The 17,639-nt window shown below is 57.8% G+C and carries 18 protein-coding genes; 6 read left to right on the top strand and 12 right to left on the bottom strand.

Annotated elements, in window-relative coordinates; genetic code table 11:
* Window positions 1-81 precede the first annotated feature (81 nt).
* The 4 genes from GOX73_RS03385 to GOX73_RS03370 all read right to left on the bottom strand — a co-directional run bounded on the left by GOX73_RS03385 (window position 82) and on the right by GOX73_RS03370 (window position 5,029).
* Complete coding sequence (locus GOX73_RS03385) at window positions 82-2,442, bottom strand: xanthine dehydrogenase family protein molybdopterin-binding subunit (protein WP_171123165.1); 2,361 nt, start codon at window positions 2,440-2,442, stop codon at window positions 82-84.
* 25 nt (window positions 2,443-2,467) lie between these two features.
* Complete coding sequence (locus GOX73_RS03380) at window positions 2,468-2,953, bottom strand: (2Fe-2S)-binding protein (RefSeq protein WP_171134784.1); 486 nt, start codon at window positions 2,951-2,953, stop codon at window positions 2,468-2,470.
* Window positions 2,954-3,059: 106 nt separating this feature from the next.
* Complete coding sequence (locus GOX73_RS03375) at window positions 3,060-4,064, bottom strand: molybdopterin-binding protein (RefSeq protein ID WP_171123163.1); 1,005 nt, start codon at window positions 4,062-4,064, stop codon at window positions 3,060-3,062.
* Window positions 4,061-5,029 (bottom strand): XdhC family protein, encoded by a 969-nt coding sequence (locus GOX73_RS03370; protein ID WP_171123161.1) that lies wholly within the window; start codon window positions 5,027-5,029, stop codon window positions 4,061-4,063. Before GOX73_RS03370 ends, GOX73_RS03375 begins: the two co-directional genes overlap by 4 nt.
* Before the next feature lie 247 nt (window positions 5,030-5,276).
* On the opposite strand from GOX73_RS03370, the gene GOX73_RS03365 reads away from it, so the two are divergent.
* A complete protein-coding gene (locus GOX73_RS03365) occupies window positions 5,277-5,777 on the top strand; it encodes a hypothetical protein (RefSeq protein ID WP_171121277.1) in 501 nt (166 codons plus the stop codon).
* Between the two features lie 3 nt (window positions 5,778-5,780).
* On the opposite strand, the gene GOX73_RS03360 is transcribed toward GOX73_RS03365, so the two are convergent.
* Both GOX73_RS03360 and GOX73_RS03355 read right to left on the bottom strand, forming a co-directional pair.
* Complete coding sequence (locus GOX73_RS03360) at window positions 5,781-7,037, bottom strand: VWA domain-containing protein (protein ID WP_171123159.1); 1,257 nt, start codon at window positions 7,035-7,037, stop codon at window positions 5,781-5,783.
* 58 nt (window positions 7,038-7,095) lie between these two features.
* Window positions 7,096-8,004 carry a MoxR family ATPase gene (locus GOX73_RS03355; RefSeq protein ID WP_171123157.1) on the bottom strand — a complete coding sequence of 303 codons (909 nt, stop codon included), beginning with the start codon at window positions 8,002-8,004 and terminating at the stop codon, window positions 7,096-7,098.
* Window positions 8,005-8,157: 153 nt separating this feature from the next.
* Here GOX73_RS03355 and pyrC point away from each other — a divergent pair, with 153 nt between their 5' ends.
* Complete coding sequence (gene pyrC, locus GOX73_RS03350; RefSeq protein WP_171123155.1) at window positions 8,158-9,195, top strand: dihydroorotase; 1,038 nt, start codon at window positions 8,158-8,160, stop codon at window positions 9,193-9,195.
* Here pyrC and GOX73_RS03345 read toward each other — a convergent pair.
* Complete coding sequence (locus GOX73_RS03345; RefSeq protein ID WP_171123152.1) at window positions 9,192-10,487, bottom strand: MmgE/PrpD family protein; 1,296 nt, start codon at window positions 10,485-10,487, stop codon at window positions 9,192-9,194. The two genes, pyrC and GOX73_RS03345, sit on opposite strands and share 4 nt — an antisense overlap.
* A gap of 38 nt (window positions 10,488-10,525) precedes the next feature.
* A complete protein-coding gene (locus GOX73_RS03340; protein WP_171123150.1) occupies window positions 10,526-10,972 on the bottom strand; it encodes a type II toxin-antitoxin system RatA family toxin in 447 nt (148 codons plus the stop codon).
* Window positions 10,973-11,045: 73 nt separating this feature from the next.
* Here GOX73_RS03340 and hpt point away from each other — a divergent pair, with 73 nt between their 5' ends.
* Both hpt and GOX73_RS03330 read left to right on the top strand, forming a co-directional pair.
* Entirely contained in the window at window positions 11,046-11,588 is a 543-nt protein-coding gene (hpt, locus tag GOX73_RS03335) for a hypoxanthine phosphoribosyltransferase (protein WP_171123148.1), read from the top strand.
* A 108-nt stretch (window positions 11,589-11,696) separates the two neighbouring features.
* The gene (locus GOX73_RS03330) at window positions 11,697-12,053 is read left to right on the top strand and encodes a hypothetical protein (protein WP_171123146.1); all 357 of its coding nucleotides are present in this window, start codon (window positions 11,697-11,699) and stop codon (window positions 12,051-12,053) included.
* An 11-nt stretch (window positions 12,054-12,064) separates the two neighbouring features.
* Here the strand turns inward: GOX73_RS03330 and GOX73_RS03325 are convergent, their stop codons facing one another.
* Both GOX73_RS03325 and lipA read right to left on the bottom strand, forming a co-directional pair.
* Entirely contained in the window at window positions 12,065-13,216 is a 1,152-nt protein-coding gene (locus GOX73_RS03325; RefSeq protein ID WP_171123144.1) for an amidohydrolase, read from the bottom strand.
* Window positions 13,213-14,163 carry a lipoyl synthase gene (lipA, locus tag GOX73_RS03320; RefSeq protein WP_171123142.1) on the bottom strand — a complete coding sequence of 317 codons (951 nt, stop codon included), beginning with the start codon at window positions 14,161-14,163 and terminating at the stop codon, window positions 13,213-13,215. Before lipA ends, GOX73_RS03325 begins: the two co-directional genes overlap by 4 nt.
* 260 nt (window positions 14,164-14,423) lie before the next feature.
* Here lipA and GOX73_RS03315 point away from each other — a divergent pair, with 260 nt between their 5' ends.
* The gene (locus GOX73_RS03315) at window positions 14,424-14,972 is read left to right on the top strand and encodes a peroxiredoxin (protein WP_171123140.1); all 549 of its coding nucleotides are present in this window, start codon (window positions 14,424-14,426) and stop codon (window positions 14,970-14,972) included.
* Window positions 14,973-15,014: 42 nt separating this feature from the next.
* On the opposite strand, the gene GOX73_RS03310 is transcribed toward GOX73_RS03315, so the two are convergent.
* Both GOX73_RS03310 and GOX73_RS03305 read right to left on the bottom strand, forming a co-directional pair.
* Window positions 15,015-15,938 (bottom strand): hydrogen peroxide-inducible genes activator, encoded by a 924-nt coding sequence (locus tag GOX73_RS03310; protein WP_171123138.1) that lies wholly within the window; start codon window positions 15,936-15,938, stop codon window positions 15,015-15,017.
* 56 nt (window positions 15,939-15,994) lie between these two features.
* Window positions 15,995-17,098 (bottom strand): DUF6456 domain-containing protein, encoded by a 1,104-nt coding sequence (locus GOX73_RS03305; protein WP_171123136.1) that lies wholly within the window; start codon window positions 17,096-17,098, stop codon window positions 15,995-15,997.
* A 241-nt stretch (window positions 17,099-17,339) separates the two neighbouring features.
* Between GOX73_RS03305 and GOX73_RS03300 the strand changes: the two genes are divergently transcribed.
* On the top strand, window positions 17,340-17,639 hold the full coding sequence (locus GOX73_RS03300; RefSeq protein ID WP_171123134.1) for a DUF6477 family protein: 300 nt from the start codon (window positions 17,340-17,342) through the stop codon (window positions 17,637-17,639).

Raw genomic sequence — 17,639 nt, 5'->3', positions numbered from 1 at the left:
CCGAAGAACACGGATCCGTTCTTCATCTGGCTATAAATATCCCGGGGAGCGCGAGGGGCTGGCCCCTCGCACCCCAACCTCTCAACTGTTCATCGCCGCCCAGACGCGCGACGGGCTCACCGGCATGTCGATGTGATCGACAGCCTTGCCACCCGAATGCATCGCATCCAGAACCGCATTGACCACAGCGGGGGGCGAGCCGATGGCCCCGGCCTCACCACAGCCCTTCACACCCAGCGGGTTATGCGTACACGGCGTCTGGCTGGAATGATCCACGCCATAGAAAGGCACGTCATCGGCCCGCGGCATGGCGTAGTCCATATAGGACGCACTCAGCAGTTGGCCATTCTCGTCATAGGCGCAGTTCTCCAGCAGCGCCTGACCGATGCCCTGACCGATACCGCCATGCACCTGGCCATCCACGATCATCGGGTTGACGATGTTGCCAAAGTCATCGGCCGCGGTGAACGCCTCGATGGTGACCTTGCCGGTCTCAGGGTCCAGCTCGACCTCGCAGGCATAGGCGCCCGAGGGGAAGGTAAAGTTGGCCGGGTCGTAAAACGCGGTCTCCTCCAGCCCCGGCTCGACTTCCAGCGGGTAGTTATGCGGCACATAAGCCGTCAGGGTCACATCGCCCCAGGCCACCGACTTGTCGGTGCCCGCGACGCTGAACTGACCGTCCTTCAGCTCGATATCCGCCTCGGACGCCTCCAGCAGGTGGGCTGCGATCTTCTTGGCCTTGTCGATCACCTTCTCGGTGGCCTTGACCATGGCCGAGCCACAGACCGCGAGGCTGCGCGAGCCATAGGTGCCCATGCCGAACGGGATCTTGGACGTATCGCCATGCACGATTTCGACCATCGACTCGTCGATGCCGATCATGTCGGCCACAACCTGCGGGAAGGCAGTCTCATGCCCTTGCCCGTGGCTGTGTGCGCCGACCATGACACTGATCGATCCGGTAGCATTCACCCGCACGGTCGCCGCATCATAGAGACCCGCCCGAGCCCCCAGCATCCCCACGATGTTCGAGGGCGCAATGCCGCACGCCTCGATATAGCAGTTGATGCCCAGGCCCCGCAGCTTGCCCTTGGCTTCGCTTTCCGCACGCCGCGCGGCAAAGCCCGCCAGATCGGCGGCAGCCTCAAGCTTGTCCATGGTCCCGTTATAGTCCCCGGTGTCATAGGTCAGAGCCACCGGCGTGTCATAGGGGAACTGGGTGATGAAGTTCTGACGGCGCAGCGCAATCGGATCGACCCCCAGCTCGCGCGCGGCCTTGTCGATCACGCGCTCCAGTTGGTACGTCGCCTCGGGCCGGCCCGCGCCGCGATAGGCATCCACCGGCACCGTGTTGGTAAAGGTCGCCTTGACGTTCACCTGAATGACCGGCGTGGTGTAATTGCCCGCCGCCAGCGTGCCATGCAGCCATGTGGGTACCGAGCTGGCAAAGGTCGACAGATAAGCCCCCATATTGGCCAGCGTATTGGTGCGCAGCCCGACAAAGTTGTTCTCCGCATCCAGCGCCAGTTCGATCGTGGTCACGTGATCGCGGCCATGGGCATCGGACATGAACGCCTCGGACCGGCTGGCCGACCATTTGACGGGCCGGTTGCAGGCCTTGGCGGCAAAGGTCACAAACGCCTCTTCCGCATAGTGGAAGATCTTGGTGCCAAAGCCACCGCCCACATCCGGGGCCACCACGCGCACCTTATGCTCGGGCAGGCCCAACACAAAGGCACACATCAGCAGCCGGATCACATGCGGGTTCTGCGAAGTGGTGTAGAGCGTATAATCCTCGGTCCCGCGGCTGTATTCCGCCACCGCCACGCGCGGCTCCATCGGGTTGGCAACCAGACGGTTGTTCACCAGATCCAGCGTGGTCACATGGGCCGCATTGGCGAACACCTCGTTCACCTTGGCATCGTCGGTCTCGCCCAACTGCCAGTCATAGCAGACATTGTTCTTCAGATCGTCATGGACCAGCGTCGCGCCATCCTGCACCGCCGCCTTCATGTCGATCACGGCAGGCAGTTCCTCGAGGTCGACGTCAATCGCCTCGGCCGCATCGCGGGCCTGGGCCAGGCTGTCGGCCACCACGGCGGCGATGGGATCGCCCACATGGCGCACCTTGCCCTGTGCCAGAATGGGATGCGCCGGTTCCTGCATGGGTGCGCCGTGCTTGTCGGTCACTTCCCAGCCGCAGGGGATGCCGCCCACCCCTTCGAAATCCTTGCCGGTAAACACCTTGACCACACCCGGCATGGCCTCGGCCGCCGAGGTGTCGATGCTGTTGATCTTACCATGCGCGATATCCGAGCGCAGAAAATACACATAGGCCTGTCCGGCCACGTTGATGTCGTCGGTGTAATTGCCTGCTCCGGTCAGAAAGCGCACGTCCTCGCGCCGCTTGGAACTGGCTCCGATGCCACTGTCTTTGGGCATTGCTTGTTCTCCTCCCTCGGGCCGCTTATTCGACGGCGATGTTGCTCACGTCCTGACCAGATGCGGCCATGATCGCCTTGACGATGTTATGATAGCCCGTGCACCGGCACAGGTTGCCCTCCAGGTAATGCCGGATCTCTCCTTCCGTCGGGCGCGGGTTCTCTTTCAGCAAAGCCGCCGCGCTCATCACCATCCCCGGCGTGCAAAAGCCGCACTGAAGACCGTGATGATCCTGAAACGCCTGCTGAATCACGTTCAACGACCCATCCGCATTGGCCTGACCCTCAATCGTGCCAACATCGGCTCCATCCGCCTCCAAAGCCAACATGTTGCACGACTTCACAGCCTGACCATCCACATGCACAACACACGCACCACATTGCGCCGTGTCACACCCAACATGCGTACCAGTCAAAGACAAATGCTCGCGCAAAAAACCAGACAACAACGTCCGACCCTCAACCTCACCGCTCACAGCTACGCCGTTCACAGTCATCGAGACCTGTGTCATGAACTCCTCCCATTTCGTGTTTTCCCTTAACGAGAGTTAAACACGAGGATTTTCATTTGAGAACAAAAAACTGCGATTTTTCTGCGGTCTGGCGAATTGCCGGAACTCAATTACGCTTTCGCGATGACCGTGGCTGTGGCCGTGTCGGAATTTCCTTGAGCAAGCCACCCACGCCCATCCCGGCAATATCGACACCCGTAGTTTCGACCCCGCACGCCACGCGGGACAACACCCAGTCAGCCCCGTTCAATGCCGGAGAGCGCGCACATCCCGGTAGACCGATCACCGGCCGGGATTCCAATGACCCCAAAAACAGCAGGTTTCCGGGGTCTACAGGCATGCCAAACCGATCCACCTGCCCTCCGGCGGCGCGAACCGCTTGGGGTGCCACATCATAAGCGTCGGATGTCGCAGAGCCGGTCAAGATCATCACCAGATCACCAGACATTGCTGCAATCGCCTCAGCCAAAGGCTCGGGGCTATGCGGGACAATACGCACATCTGTAAGCTGCATTCCCAAGGTTTCGACCCGGTTGCGGATTGCCGCAATTCCCTTTTCATTGGACGGTCCGCCGGGGATATCTGTCACCACAAGCCCCGCTGTTTTCAGCGTCGGTTGGACCAATCGAATGGAAGCTTTCGCAAGACGAGAGGCATGCAGCACATCAGCCCCCGGCACGGCATAGGAAATAATCTTGATGGTCGCGACCATCCCCCCTTCGCTCATCTGCTGATATTGCGGCACGGTCGCCACGGAAATCATCGGATTGACCCGATTGAATTCCTCAAGCGCGTCGACATCCAAAACGACGACACCCGGCCCATCCGCAAGCAGGTTCACACGGCCGGTGAAGGGCGACGTCACGCGCAGCCCGACAGCGCCCGGGTCTGGCGCAAGCGAGTCCGCCAACATCTGCGCGGCATCATCTTCATGGCAGTCACCCGGTTCCAGTCGCGCAACTGTAACCGAGGTATGGCCCGCAGCCGTCAACTGATCAAGATGTTCAGGCGCAAGAACAATCCCCTTGCGCAGTTTGTTTTCACCAACCTTGACCGAGTGGGCAAGTATCGCACCGTTTGCATCAGCTACGGGAATGGGTCCGAATTTCACGCCTTGCCTCTTAGTACAGCGGTCATCTGAGCCAGAATTGCCACCGCAATCTCCGACGGGTCGGCGGCCCCGATATCCAAACCGATCGGGCCATGAATACGGTCAATCTGGGCTTTGGTGAAGCCTGCCTCGGTCAGTCGGGCGACGCGTTTCGCATGCGTTCGGGTAGACCCCAAGGCACCGATATAGAACACCCCGGCCCGAAGCGCAGATTCAAGCGCCGGATCATCCAGCTTGGGGTCATGGGTCAGCAAAACGACGGCAGTGCGCACATCCAACCCGAGCTTGGCGACGGCTTCGTCAGGCCAATCGGTTAGTATGGTTTCCCCCGGAAAACGCGAGTCCGAGGCAAATGCATCCCGCGGGTCGATGATCGCGGGGTCGTACCCGGCTATCCGCGCCATCGGTACCAACGCCTGCGCAATATGAACAGCACCCACGATAATCAGACGTAGCGGAGGGTTATGGACCGCCACAAATGTCTTTCCGTCTTCCTCAAAACCCGATCGGTCCATGCGCACACGCTGCGGATAGGCATCTCGTTTCAGGGCCCTGTGGCCCGTTTCGACATTAACTTCGTACACGACAGGCTCGCGCCCGGCCCGCGCATCGACCAGTTCACGCAACATGGCTTCGGGCAGCACGCTTCCGATGGGCTCGACCAGAACCCGGATCGTACCGCCGCAGGCAAGCCCAACGGCAAAGGCGTCTTCGTCGCTGACACCGAATTCCAGCAATCGCGCCTCTTTCTCGTCGATCGCTTCCAGCGCCTCGACAATGACTGCGCCTTCGACGCAACCGCCTGACACTGACCCTTCGATCCGGCCATCTCCGGCGATGACCAATTGCGCTCCGACGCGGCGTGGCGCGCTGCCCCAGGTTTCAACGACAGTGGCAAGAGCGGCAGATTTACCCTCATCATACCAACGCAAAGCCGTTTCCGGGCTGTTGTCGAATCTGTCCATGGCACCCTCCCGGCGTATTCTGATCCAACATAGGGAGGTTTGCCGTAATGAAAAGTGAGCCTAAAGGCCAATATGTTCGTGACCGTTTCTAACCCATTGGTTCATCGCGTCCGTTCGGCGCAAAAAGGCTCAGTTCGAGGCGGATTTTTCAAACCGTTGATTGTCGTGTTCTCTGGTCGTAGCTTGAGCCCACCGCTGGCAGCATCCAGCGTATAACAGATCTCATTTTTACAACGGAGACAGAGAGTTGAAACGCATTGTTACACTGGGAATAGCCATTGGTCTGTTCACATCGACGATCGCATCGGCAGACACATTCCTGCGCTATGGCGAGGTTGAGGGCTGGAAAGTATTCATCGACCAAGACAAGAAATCCTGCCTGATCGAAGCGGTGGATGACTCGGAAAATGTGGTTCAGATGGGCCTAACCGAAGATCGCGGTGTTGGATATGTCGGCGTTTTCACCAAAGCCAAGACCGATATCAAACGCGGCGACACCGAGGCCGTGGCCGTTCTGTTGGGTGATAACCTTTATATCGGCGAAGCGACCGGCATGAAGGGCAACATTACCAAAGGGTACTCGGGCGGCTATGTCTTGTCGGACGACCCGCAATTTGCCGAAGACATCGCCAAGCAAAAGGTCATGGTCGTGTTCCCCGAAAAGGAATTCGCCTTTACCGTTGATCTGACGGGCACCTACAAGGCCATGGAAATGGCCCGCAAATGCAACGAAGAACAACTAAGTTAGACTTCACCCGGAAAGCGCGGACATGAGCCGCGCTTTCTCACCCACATCGTCGGGTTTAGAAATTACGTCTGCTAGGTCTTCTAGCGTGGCAATGGAATGTCCCGCGCGAAAGCTGTCCACATGAGGCAGCATTGCTGCAACACCTTGCGCCTTGGGCGCAAACCCGTCCCAGCGCAGCAACGGGTTCAGCCAGATCAGGCGGCGCGATGACAAGTGCAAACGTTCAGTTTCCTTGGCCAGAGCCTCGGGTTCTCCGCGGTCCAGCCCGTCGGAAATCAACAACACGACCGCACCCTGCCCCATAACACGCCGAGACCAGTCTCGATTGAAGGTGTGGAGGCAATCACCAATGCGGGTTCCCCCTTCCCAATCCTGCGCTTCGGACCCTGCCGCAGCAAGGGCTGCATCCACATCGCGTTGCTGCAAATGCCGAGTGATGTTGGTCAGTCGGGTGCCGAAGGTAAACGCGTGAACCTTGGCCCAGCCCGCCCCCTTTGCATTTGAAACCGTATGAAGGAAATGCAGGATGATCCTGCTGTATTGGCTCATTGACCCAGAGATATCGCAAAGCACGACAAGATTGGGCCAGCGCGGTTTTGGCTTGAGATGCTGGATGTCCCGCAGTTCTCCACCCTGGCGCATGGCCGCGCGCAGGGTTCGGGCCCGGTCAATGCGGTTGCCTAAATGGCTGGCCTGTCCACGCCGCGACTCGATGGGTTTTACCGGCAGGGTCATCCGCGCCAACATGCGCTTAGCCAATGCGATTTCGGCCGTGCTCATCTGTTCAAAGTCAAGGCTGCGCAGCCGTTCCTCGGACGACGCCGTTTGTGATGCGTCAATTTCAAGTTCGGTCTCTTCGTCGGTTTCAGACGTTTCAGGAAGGTCACGCTCGACACCGTCCAATAGAGCCTCGGCCGCGCGTTTTTCGCCCGCATCGGCCTTGCGATCCTCTTGAACGCCCCGCACGGCAGGCAGCATCATGGCCATCATGTGCTCCATATAGCGCGGATCACGCCAGTACATGCGAAAGACTTGCGCGAAAACAGTTCGATGTTCAGGTCGGTTCACGAAACAGGCATGGAGGGTCCAATAGAAATCCTGTTTCTCGGAGAATCCTGCCGCCTGCACCGCACGAATGGCGTCCACGACACGGCCTGTGCCAATAGGCAGTCCGGCTTTGCGCAGAGCCCGGGCAAAATGCGTGATGTTCTGCGCCAGCTTTGGATTTTCAGGGATATCCAGCGGGAGTTGCTCGACCATCAAAAATCATGGGGGCTCTGCCCCCATACCCCCGAAGTATTTTTGAACAGAAGAAACATCAGGCCGGTTCAAGAGTGGCTTTGGCTTCGTCCAAAATGCGTTTCGCCTCGGAGCCCTGAAGTTTCTGAATGTCGTCCTGGTATTTCAGGATCGCGCCCAGCGTGTCGCCGATGACTTCAGGGCTGAGGTTGATCACATCAAGGGCCAGCAGACACTTGGCCCAGTCAATCGTTTCAGCCACACCCGGTTTCTTGAAAAGATCTTCGGTGCGCAAGTGCTGAACAAAAGCCACCACCTCGCGGCTGAGGGCTTCGGCCGCTTCGGGGGCACGGGCGTGGAGGATTTCGATCTCACGCTCGAAGTCCGGGTAGTCGACCCAGTGGTAGAGGCAGCGGCGTTTAAGGGCATCATGCACTTCGCGCGTGCGGTTTGAGGTGACGATGACAATAGGTGGCTCGGGCGCTTGCACAGTACCCAGCTCGGGGATCGTCACCTGAAAATCGCTGAGGGCTTCGAGCAGGAAGGCCTCGAATGGTTCATCCGTGCGGTCGAGCTCGTCGATCAGCAGGACCGGTGCGCCGTTTGCGTCGGGACGCATGGCCTGCAGCAAAGGGCGTTCGATAAGGTAGTCGTCCGAGAAAAGCTCGGTCTGAAGTGCGCCCCGGTCCGCGCTACCAGATGCCTCGGCGGTACGGATCGCTACCATCTGCGCCGGGAAGTTCCATTCATAGACGGCAGAGGACGCATCCAGCCCCTCATAACATTGCAGTCGGATCAGTCGGCGGTTTAGCCCGGCGGCCAGCGCCTTGGCGATCTCGGTCTTTCCGACCCCGGCCTCGCCTTCCAGAAACAGCGGGCGGCCCAGTTTCAGCGACAGGAAGACGACCGTGGCCAAGGCCCGGCCACAGACATAGCCCTGTTCGCCCAGCATGGTCTGAACGGCGTCGATAGAATTTGGCTGCGTCATGGTTTTCTCCCCTTCGGCACAACAGGTCATGACCGAACGCGCGCGTCAAGACCATCGGCTTTCAGGTGACTTACGACGTTCCGACAAGTTGACAAGAGATAGGTGCAAAATCGGGGCCTTTCGCGGCTGCGCGCACTGTGCTAGCCGGGGGCCATGACCGATACCCTGACGATCCGCCGCCCCGACGACTGGCATCTGCATCTGCGCGATGGCGCGATGCTGGAAGCCGTCCTGCCCGAAACCGCGCGCCATTTTGCCCGTGCGATCATCATGCCGAACCTCGTGCCGCCCGTGGTGCGCGGTGATCAGGCCGCCGCCTATCGCGACCGCATTCTGGCCGCCCTGCCCGACGGGATGACGTTCGAGCCGCTGATGACCCTATATCTGACCGAGAACACAGACGCCGAGGACGTCGCTGCAGCCCATGCCAGCGGGCTGATCAAGGCGTGCAAGCTGTATCCGGCGGGGGCCACGACCAATTCGGCCTCGGGCGTGCGGAATTTCGACAAGATACGTCCGGTGCTTGAAAAGATGGCCGAGATTGGCCTGCCCATGTGTGTGCATGGCGAAGTCACGGATGCAGAGATCGACATCTTTGACCGCGAGGCCGTGTTCATCGACCGTGTTCTGGACCCGATCCGTAAATCGACTCCCGGCCTGCGTGTGGTGATGGAGCATATTACCACCGCGAACGGTGTAGACTACGTCAAGGCCAATGACAGTGATCTGGGCGCGACGATCACAGCTCATCATCTGATCATCAACCGCAACCACATTCTGGTCGGTGGCATCAAGCCGCATTACTATTGCCTGCCCGTCGCCAAGCGCGAGAAGCACCGGCTGGCGCTTTTGGCTGCTGCGACCTCGGGCGATGCAAGGTTCTTTTTGGGTACCGACAGCGCGCCGCATACGGATGCGAACAAGGAAATGGCTTGTGGCTGCGCCGGGTGTTTCACCGCGACAAACACCATGTCGCTGGTGGCCGAGATGTTCGACCGTGAAGGCGCTTTGGACAAGCTGGAAGGGTTTACGTCGCTCAATGGCCCCGGATTTTACGGCCTGCCGGTTAATGAGGGCACAATCACGCTGACCAAGGGCGAACCGGTCGTCTATCCCGACAAGATCGAGTCCGGTGACGGGCCTGTCACAGTGTTCGATCCGGGATTTCCGCTGCACTGGCGCGTGGTCTAACCCGCCAGAAGCTCTGCCAGATCACGGGCGCGGCCTCCGGTGCGTAGCATCGACCAGATCGCGTCCGCTTCATCCCCTCCGATCAGCTTGGTGGCCTTGCCGCGCACCCGATCCTCGCGCTCGGACAGAGGCAACTGGGTCAACAGATCATGGCTCGCCTCTTTGCGGATACCGTCGCGGCGCAGCAGGGTCAGGTGGGCTTGAGTCTCAGATAAAGTCTCATCTGCCTCGACCGTCACACGGTCGCGCAGCGAAAGTAGACGCGGATCGGAGCATGTTTTTTCGCAATAGCTGGCTGGCAGCGCCGTGTCATAACCCAGCGCCTGCATCGCAATCACTGTCCGATAGGAAAACTTGGCCCCCAACCCCGTTGTGGGCGACATCTGATTGCACACGCTCATCCAGCGTGGGTGGGTCCTGATCTTGATTTCGGCCACTTCCGGTTCTGCTATGTCGAGTTCCAAGGCGGCCTCAAGCGCCGCGTGCAGGCCATGACAACAGGCATGAAATTTGTGGCTGACCGACTCGAACAACCAATCCTCCCCTAGCCCGTTCAATGCTGCTTCTGCCTCGGATTGACCCTGATGCGTTGCACCGAAACCAAACGGCCCTTCCAACGCATTGGAACTGGGCTCAAACCCCTTGGCGACCAACAGCGCGGCTTCGACGCCCGCTGATGCTGCAAGCCCCGCATTATAGGGTTTGCCCATCGTTCCAAACTGAGCTTTCAAACCTGCCGCCCGGGTGGCCGTCAGACCCAGAGCCTTGCGCATCTTCCCCACATCGAAGCCAAGCACCCGGCCCGCTGCAGCCGCCGCTCCAAACGCTCCGGACGTCGCGGTTTGGTGGAACCCGGCCTGATAATGGTCCCGCCCTAGCCACAGCCCCATCCGGATGGACAGCTCCATCCCGACCAAAGCGGCCTCGAGAAAATCTACAAGTATCCGATCATCCCATTCACATAGCGCCAACGCTGCTGGCAGCACTGCGACCGACGGGTGCCCGATATGAGCGAAATGCGTATCGTCGTAATCCAGAGCATGAGAAACTGTCCCATTAACCAACGCGGCCCCTCGCAAAGGTGCGCGGCCGCCACCAAATAGATGCGCCTGCCCTGTGCCGCCTTCGCCCAAAACAAGATCGCGCACCGTCATAGAAACGGGTTCGTTGGCGCCCGCACGACCAACGGCCATCCAGTCGAATACCGAAAGGGACGTCACAATACGGGTCTGGGACGAAGTCGAAATTGGGCCGGATGCAAACTCGGCCAGAGCTGAAGTGAAATCGGTCATGAGGCGCAGTCTAGCGTGCGCCCATTCCTGGTAAAGGCTTAGCCGTATAAATCGGAAGCCCGGCTCTCGAACGCCTGAACAATCCGGTGCATGGCCTCGTTAAAGACGACTCCGATGATGCCCTGTAAGATTGCGTTCTTGAACTCAAAATCCACGTGGAATGAGATGTTGCATCCCCCCTCGGGCGCATCCGCGAACTGCCAATCGGATTTCATGTATTTGAATGGCCCGTCCAGATACTCGGTGTCGATCCGCCGAGCCTCGGCGTGCAATGTCACACGGCTGCCGAACCGTTCGCGGAACACTTTGAACGAGATCACAAGATCGGCCTCAAGCACCTGCGCCTCGCCCGCCGCATAGGTGCGTCTGATCCGGGCTGCCGCGCACCACGGTAGAAACTGCGGATACTTGGCCACATCCGCGACAAGGTCATACATCTGCTGGGCTGTATAAGGCAGGTGACGTGTCTCGGAATGGGTTGGCATGGCGGTCCGCTATTTGCAGGTGACAATGGCGCGTCATGTCGTATGTTGCGCGCCAAAGATCAAGGGGGCAGTGATGACAGACCGCGCATATGTGATAGATGAGATGATCTCGGCCAAGGCGATCGCCGCCCGGATCGAAGAGCTTTGCCGCGAGATAACGCAGGAATTCGGGAATACCGACAAGCTGGTCGTGGTCGGCCTGCTGCGTGGCAGTTTTGTCTTCATCGCCGATCTTGTGCGCGAACTCGACCTGCCGATCGAGGTGGACTTCCTCGAGGCATCATCTTACGGAGACTCAATGGAAAGCAGTCGTGAAGTTCGTATTCTCAAAGACTTGCGTGGCGCAATTGAAGGGCGTGACGTGCTGGTGGTCGAAGACATCGTCGACACAGGCCATACGTTGAATCATGTGACCAAGCTGTTGAACAGTCGGAAGCCCAGCCGCCTCAAGTCTATTGCCCTGCTCGACAAACCCAGTCGGCGTGAGGTTGACTTTCGCTCGGACTGGATCGGGTTTGAAATACCGGACGAATTTGTCGTCGGCTATGGCATCGACTACGCCCAACGCAATCGCAACCTGCCCTTCATCGGCAAGGTGCGTTTTGTGGACGGCTAAGATGACAAAACACGTGTCTGCGTACCCAACTAAATTCAAACTTTCGAATACAAATAGACAAGGACCGCGAAATGCCCTTACTCTTTCCATGAAAGTGGGAGGAATTTGATGAAGCGACTTGTTGCGACCGTTGGTGTAGTTATGGCGATTGTAGCGTTTGCCGGTGCATCGTCCGCAAAGGACAATAAGGGCAAAGGGCACGGAGCTAACAAAAACAAAGCTGAGAAAGTTATAAACTCAAACGGCAAGGCTGTTCCGCCCGGACAAATCAAACGATATACGCGCGGCCAGAAATTGCCGAATGATCTGAACTTTGACTACATTGACGACCTCGATAACTGGAAGCTGAAGCCGCTGGGTCCCGGTCAACGCTACATTCGGGTCGACGACGAAATTCTTTCCATCTCGGACGACACGAAAACTGTAATAGAAGCCGTTGGAATTGTTAGCGATTTGGCCAACTAGGCGGGCCGATACTAGAACACCCCTTCCAGCACTGCGTCTATGGCGCTTAGGAACACGCCGGTTCCTACAGGTATCAAGTCATCCGGAAAATCATAATCCGGGTTGTGCAATTGCGGGTGCGTCCGACCTGCACCCAACCAGAACATGGCCGTCTTTGCACCTTTGGAAAACTGGCCGAAGTCCTCGGAGAATTTCTGTGGGCTTTGGACAAGCTTGCAAGGCACGCCGTACGTCTTGCATGCAGTCTGCAGATATTCGACCGCCTCAGGATGGTTGACGCAGGCTTCAAACACATCGTCGTAAGTGATCTGGCACGCCAACCCATCAGACGCCGCAGCGTCCTGCACCAACGCTTCGGCGTCCGCAATCATCTGATGCATTCTGGCATCCGTCACAGTGCGCAAGGTCACCCATAGCTCTGCTTGTCCAGGTGCAACGCCGAATGTCCGCTCGCCCAAATTCGCATGAGTGACCGTCACCAGCGCAAAATCCTCGTCCAGATCGTCACCGCGGCTTAGGTTGGCCAATTTCGGGACTAGCTCAGACAACGCAAATGCCGGAGACACCCCATCTTGCGGTGCCGCGGCATGTGAGGTTTTCCCGACCAGTGTCACCTTCATTCCGCGAGAGGCACAATTTGCGGGCCCTTCGCACAGTTCGACCGAACCAAGGTCCAATCCCGGCAAGTTGTGAAGAGAAAACACATAATCTGGGGCGATGTTCGAAAAACCAGTTGAATTTCGGAACGCCGCAGCGCCTTTGCCGGTTTCTTCGGCGGGCTGAAAAATCAGCACGACGCGCCCTTTGGAGGGTCTACACCGCTTTAGCGCCTCAGCGACCCCCAGCACCATGACCATATGGCCGTCATGCCCACACAAATGGCCATTACCAGCGTTCTGCGACGCGTATTCCGCATTGCTGATCTCTTGAATTGGCAAGCCGTCCAACTCGCAGCGGATGGCGACCGTCGGGCCGGGCCTGTTGCCCTCAAAGACTGCAGCGACTCCATAGCCGCCCAACCCTTGCAAGATACGGTCCGCACCAAGATCGGACAACAAACCGACCACGCGCGCCGAAGTTTCTCGCTCCTGCCCGGATAGTTCGGGGTAGCGGTGAAGATCGCGGCGTAAGACCGTGAGCCGTTCAAGGGCGTCAGGGGTCACCCTTGCTCCAGCATTTTTTGACGCGCATCCCGCAGGCGCGCAAAGTCATCGCCAGCGTGGTAGGACGAGCGGGTCAGCGGCGTTGCCGACACCATCAGGAATCCTTTGCCATAAGCCGCTTTCTCATACGATGAGAACTCTTCCGGTGTTACGAACCTGTCGACGCCGTGGTGCTTCGGCGTGGGTTGCAAGTATTGGCCGATCGTCAAAAAGTCGATGTCCGCCGCGCGCATGTCGTCCATGACCTGCCGCACCTCTTGTTCCTTTTCACCCAGACCAACCATGATGCCGGACTTGGTAAAGATAGACGGGTCAAGCTCTTTCACACGCTGCAAAAGGCGCAAAGAATGGAAATACCGCGCGCCGGGCCGAACCTCGGGATAAAGCCCCGGTACGGTTTCAAGGTTATGGTTGAACACGTCCGGCTTGGCTTCGACCACGACTTCCAAAACCTCGGGCTCACATTTCAGAAAGTCAGGCGTCAGAATTTCGATGGTCGTTTTGAGGGACCGATGACGAATAGCGCGAATAGTTTGCGCAAAATGATCCGCCCCGCCATCCGCAAGATCATCACGATCGACCGAGGTGATGACGACATGGTTCAGACCCAGTTTTTCGACCGCATGGGCAACGCGTCCGGGTTCGAAAACATCCAGATCGTCAGGCCGTCCCGTCGCGATATTGCAGAAGGTGCAGCCGCGCGTGCAAATTTCGCCCATGATCATCATGGTGGCGTGGCCTTGGCTCCAGCATTCGCCGACGTTCGGGCAACCGGCTTCTTCGCAGACGGTGACAAGGTTGTTGTCCCGCATAATCTTGCGGGTATCGGCATAGCCCTTGCCGCCCGGTGCTTTGACGCGAATCCAACTGGGCTTTTTGGGCTGCGCGTTGTCCGGGCGATGCGCCTTTTCAGGGTGACGTTGTTCGGGGATCTTCAGATCACGCACGGCTGGCTTTCCTGACTTTGGGTCAATTTGCTTTGCTCTAACATAGTACGTCAAACTGTACCATGCCACCGACACATACCTGACATGCAACATAGTATCTGCTTTTCGGAACCGCAGAACATATGAACAATCCTGGGCAAATTATGGACGTTCTTTCAATAACCTCGGGTAATTCGCGGTTGCAGCAATTCTGACGTTGAAGCCAATTTAGAACTATTTTAAATACGTGCCAAATCATCATGAATCACAGGAGCTTGTTGATGAAAACCGGCACAAAATTACCTGCTGTCACCTTCCACACCCGCGTTCGCGATGAGGCCGTCGAAGGGCCAAATCCATATCGCTGGGAAGACAAAACCACAGCGGACTTTTTCTCGGGCAAGCGGGTCATCCTGTTTTCCCTGCCGGGCGCGTTTACGCCAACATGCTCGACCTATCAGCTTCCGGGGTTCGAAAACGGTTTTGCCGACTTTGCGAAAAAGGGAATCGACGCCATTTACTGCATGTCTGTGAATGACAGCTTTGTCATGAACAAATGGGCGCAGGATCAAGGCCTGAAGAACGTAAAGGTCATCCCTGATGGTTCCGGGGAATTCACCCGGAAAATGGGCATGTTGGTCGACAAGGACAACCTTGGTTTCGGAATGCGGTCTTGGCGTTACGCTGCCATTGTCAATGACGGCGTGGTCGAGGCTTGGTTTGAAGAACCAGGCTTGATGGACAACTGCCCCGAAGATCCTTACGGCGTGTCATCGCCCGATAACCTGATGAAGCATCTGGATGAGGCGAAAGAACCCGCCCTCGCTTAATCGCATAAGCTCAAAGATTAAGACCCGTCCCGGCGGGTCTTACTATTTTCGCGTCTCAGCAACGATGTCTTCGCCAACCTGACGTATGACATCCGCGAGACTGTCGAACCAATCTTCTGCGCTGGTGGACATACGACGCACCAGACCGATTGTTCGGAATGGTTGGGGCGCACCGAAACGCTGCAGCTTTAGGCCGGGAACGGCCTCAGTCTCGGCGCGGGCGGCTAGTTCGGGCATCAGCGTCAGGCCAAACCCTTCGGCGACTAGCCGGGACAAGGTGGCCAGCGAAGACGCACCCATGTTGATCAACCCACTGCTTCGATCCTGTCCACACACCTCCAACGCCTGATCCGTTAGGCAATGACCGTCATCCAGCAGCATGAGTTGTGTCGCCTGCAGATCCAATGGATGCAGCGCCTCAGGGTGTTGCGGCATAGACTGTAGCCGCCCGGCGCTGCCCGCCAACAGAAAGCGGTCTTCGAATAACGGAAGCTCAAACAACTCGGAGCCTCCAGCCGGCAGTGCCAACAATCCGGCATCAACCTCACCCGCGCGAAGCATCGAGAGCAGTCTTTCTGTCCTTGCCTCTCGTATCTGAACCTTCAGAGAAACATCCGCCGCGCGAAGCCCGGCAAGAACCCCAGGCAGCAGGTACGGAGCAATTGTTGGAATTATCCCAATCGAAAGCGATCTATGGCCACCCGACTGATCCTTTGCAAATTGATCCAGCCGATCCGCAGCCCCCAGAACCTGCCGTGCATGATCCAGCACATCCCGTCCCAACGGGGTCAGCAGAATATCGCGGGCTTGCCGTTCAAACAGCGTTCCGCCAAGTGTCTCTTCCAACGCCTTGATCTGAACGGACAAAGCGGGTTGCGAAACATGGCAAACCTGCGCAGCCCTGCCAAAATTCCGCTGCTCGGCCACGGCGTTAAAATACTGCAATTGCCTAAGGGTAAAATTCATAACCTTTGATTATCATATCGCGCCAGACCCGCAAGGCAGAACTATCGCTGGTCCGATCACCCTATAAGTCGGTTTTGTTCAGCCTTTTCCTCATAGTGTCGTTTGAGCCTTTGAAGTGCGATCCGCAGTACGATTTTTCCGGACCGAGCAGACCACCCCATCCGCTTTTCGGCCAATTCCAACCCTTCGAGATAACAACAACAACGCAATGCAACGTCACTTAGTCCGGGGCCAAGATCGGAAAGGGCACTCTCAACCCGATTACGGGCATCCGATGACCCGCAACCATCACCGCTATGGTTCCCAAAGCTGCCGCGCCCTCCGGCGGTCAGGAAGTGATCCCAGTTCTGCGCGACCTTTGGCCCGACCTGCGCCAACTCAAAATCTTCCCGCAGGCGTTCTCCGGCGCTGACCAGCGTTTCGTCCAGAAACGGCTTTCCGTCCCGATCACGTCGGCGCGCTAGCCCGATCAATGGGCTTTCTGCGGCGCTGTAACGAATTCTACGGGGTCGATCCCCCGCCCCCCGTGCCTGAGCCTTTGCGGTCATTGGCTGGAACGGAGTTTGCGCTTCGGACATCCCGAGTTCATTGCGTGTCCGCGCCCGGTTTTCCACCTCGGCCATCAACTGACCCAGCGCGGTTCGTCCGGCAGAAGAGATACGGTACCGTGAGATACGGCCCGGATTGTCACAGCCGATCCAGTCCTTTAGGGCAAGCGCCTGAGCAACCCTGCAATCGACGACAGCCGTTCGTGTGCTTCCCTGATCGCCCGTGCCACGAACGACCACGGCTTTGTCCATATCTTCGGCGACGGCTAAGACTGACCCGGTCTCGCAAAGCCGTCGCAGAACTCTTAATGCCTCACGCTCAAATTCTTCTTCGGCTGCGGCGATGTCATCGCCCCGAATGCCAGACAATGGTTCATCTTTGGCTGTGTTTTCCGAAAAATGCTCGTCAGCCAAAGATTGTAGCTCGGCGTCCACCAATGGATCGTCCCGACGCGACTCGATACGTCTTATCTGCCTGAGTATGGTTGACGCATGGCACCCTGCTGACCGCGCAATGTCGCGGATCGACTGTCCGGTTTCGGTATGCGCAAGATACCGCTGCGCCCCTTCGGGAACCCAAGCCGGAATGGTGAAAGCCATGTTATTTTCCATAGTTAGTTGCCCTCGTAGACAATTCAATTCTGTTCTCTATCGCCCCCGGTGAATTTGTTAACCAATTCTAACTAGAGTCGCTTTCGTTACTCGTTCGTTAACTAGCGAGGACAAGAACCAGATTTGTTTTAAAAACATAAACACTCATGAAGTCAGAGTTCGGCCAGACCGTGGTTGAGGCAACACCCGCTTAGGTTGTGTGACACTCAGGGCAACTGCCACACTGCAATGGAACTTTGAAATGCAAAACCTGATGACAATGATCTCGTCCCTACGCCGCCCGCGCCTGTTGGCCCGCGCTGCAAAGCACGGCGCGCAAGACTATGATCTGGATCGTCATCTACAGCGAATTTTGGGATATGGCTCATTGCCCGGAAACGGGGCGGCCCTCGTTCGCTTGATAGAGATGGAGAAAGAAGCCAACGCGCAAAGAATGGCCGAAGACGCTGCCTATTCTCTGGTTCGGCATCTGGATATTCTGATCGCGCTACTGGGAGAGGCGCAACTGTTCAAAGCCAGTCGCGCCCCTCAATATCACTGA

The sequence above is a fragment of the Ruegeria sp. HKCCD7221 genome (genome assembly GCF_013031225.1).
In the GTDB taxonomy this organism is placed as follows: Bacteria; Pseudomonadota; Alphaproteobacteria; order Rhodobacterales; family Rhodobacteraceae; genus Ruegeria.
This window is presented reverse-complemented; position numbering and strand designations above follow the sequence as displayed.

What these genes read in the sequence shown, in the direction of transcription:
- GOX73_RS03385 (WP_171123165.1), bottom strand. Translation starts at nt 2,442, where the DNA reads ATGCCCAAAGACAGTGGCATCGGAGCCAGTTCCAAGCGGCGCGAGGAC.
- GOX73_RS03380 (WP_171134784.1), bottom strand. Translation starts at nt 2,953, where the DNA reads ATGACACAGGTCTCGATGACTGTGAACGGCGTAGCTGTGAGCGGTGAG.
- GOX73_RS03370 (WP_171123161.1), bottom strand. Translation starts at nt 5,029, where the DNA reads ATGGACAGATTCGACAACAGCCCGGAAACGGCTTTGCGTTGGTATGAT.
- GOX73_RS03360 (WP_171123159.1), bottom strand. Translation starts at nt 7,037, where the DNA reads ATGGTCGAGCAACTCCCGCTGGATATCCCTGAAAATCCAAAGCTGGCG.
- GOX73_RS03355 (WP_171123157.1), bottom strand. Translation starts at nt 8,004, where the DNA reads ATGACGCAGCCAAATTCTATCGACGCCGTTCAGACCATGCTGGGCGAA.
- pyrC (WP_171123155.1), top strand. Translation starts at nt 8,158, where the DNA reads ATGACCGATACCCTGACGATCCGCCGCCCCGACGACTGGCATCTGCAT.
- GOX73_RS03345 (WP_171123152.1), bottom strand. Translation starts at nt 10,487, where the DNA reads ATGACCGATTTCACTTCAGCTCTGGCCGAGTTTGCATCCGGCCCAATT.
- GOX73_RS03340 (WP_171123150.1), bottom strand. Translation starts at nt 10,972, where the DNA reads ATGCCAACCCATTCCGAGACACGTCACCTGCCTTATACAGCCCAGCAG.
- hpt (WP_171123148.1), top strand. Translation starts at nt 11,046, where the DNA reads ATGACAGACCGCGCATATGTGATAGATGAGATGATCTCGGCCAAGGCG.
- GOX73_RS03330 (WP_171123146.1), top strand. Translation starts at nt 11,697, where the DNA reads ATGAAGCGACTTGTTGCGACCGTTGGTGTAGTTATGGCGATTGTAGCG.
- GOX73_RS03315 (WP_171123140.1), top strand. Translation starts at nt 14,424, where the DNA reads ATGAAAACCGGCACAAAATTACCTGCTGTCACCTTCCACACCCGCGTT.
- GOX73_RS03310 (WP_171123138.1), bottom strand. Translation starts at nt 15,938, where the DNA reads ATGAATTTTACCCTTAGGCAATTGCAGTATTTTAACGCCGTGGCCGAG.
- GOX73_RS03305 (WP_171123136.1), bottom strand. Translation starts at nt 17,098, where the DNA reads ATGGAAAATAACATGGCTTTCACCATTCCGGCTTGGGTTCCCGAAGGG.
- GOX73_RS03300 (WP_171123134.1), top strand. Translation starts at nt 17,340, where the DNA reads ATGCAAAACCTGATGACAATGATCTCGTCCCTACGCCGCCCGCGCCTG.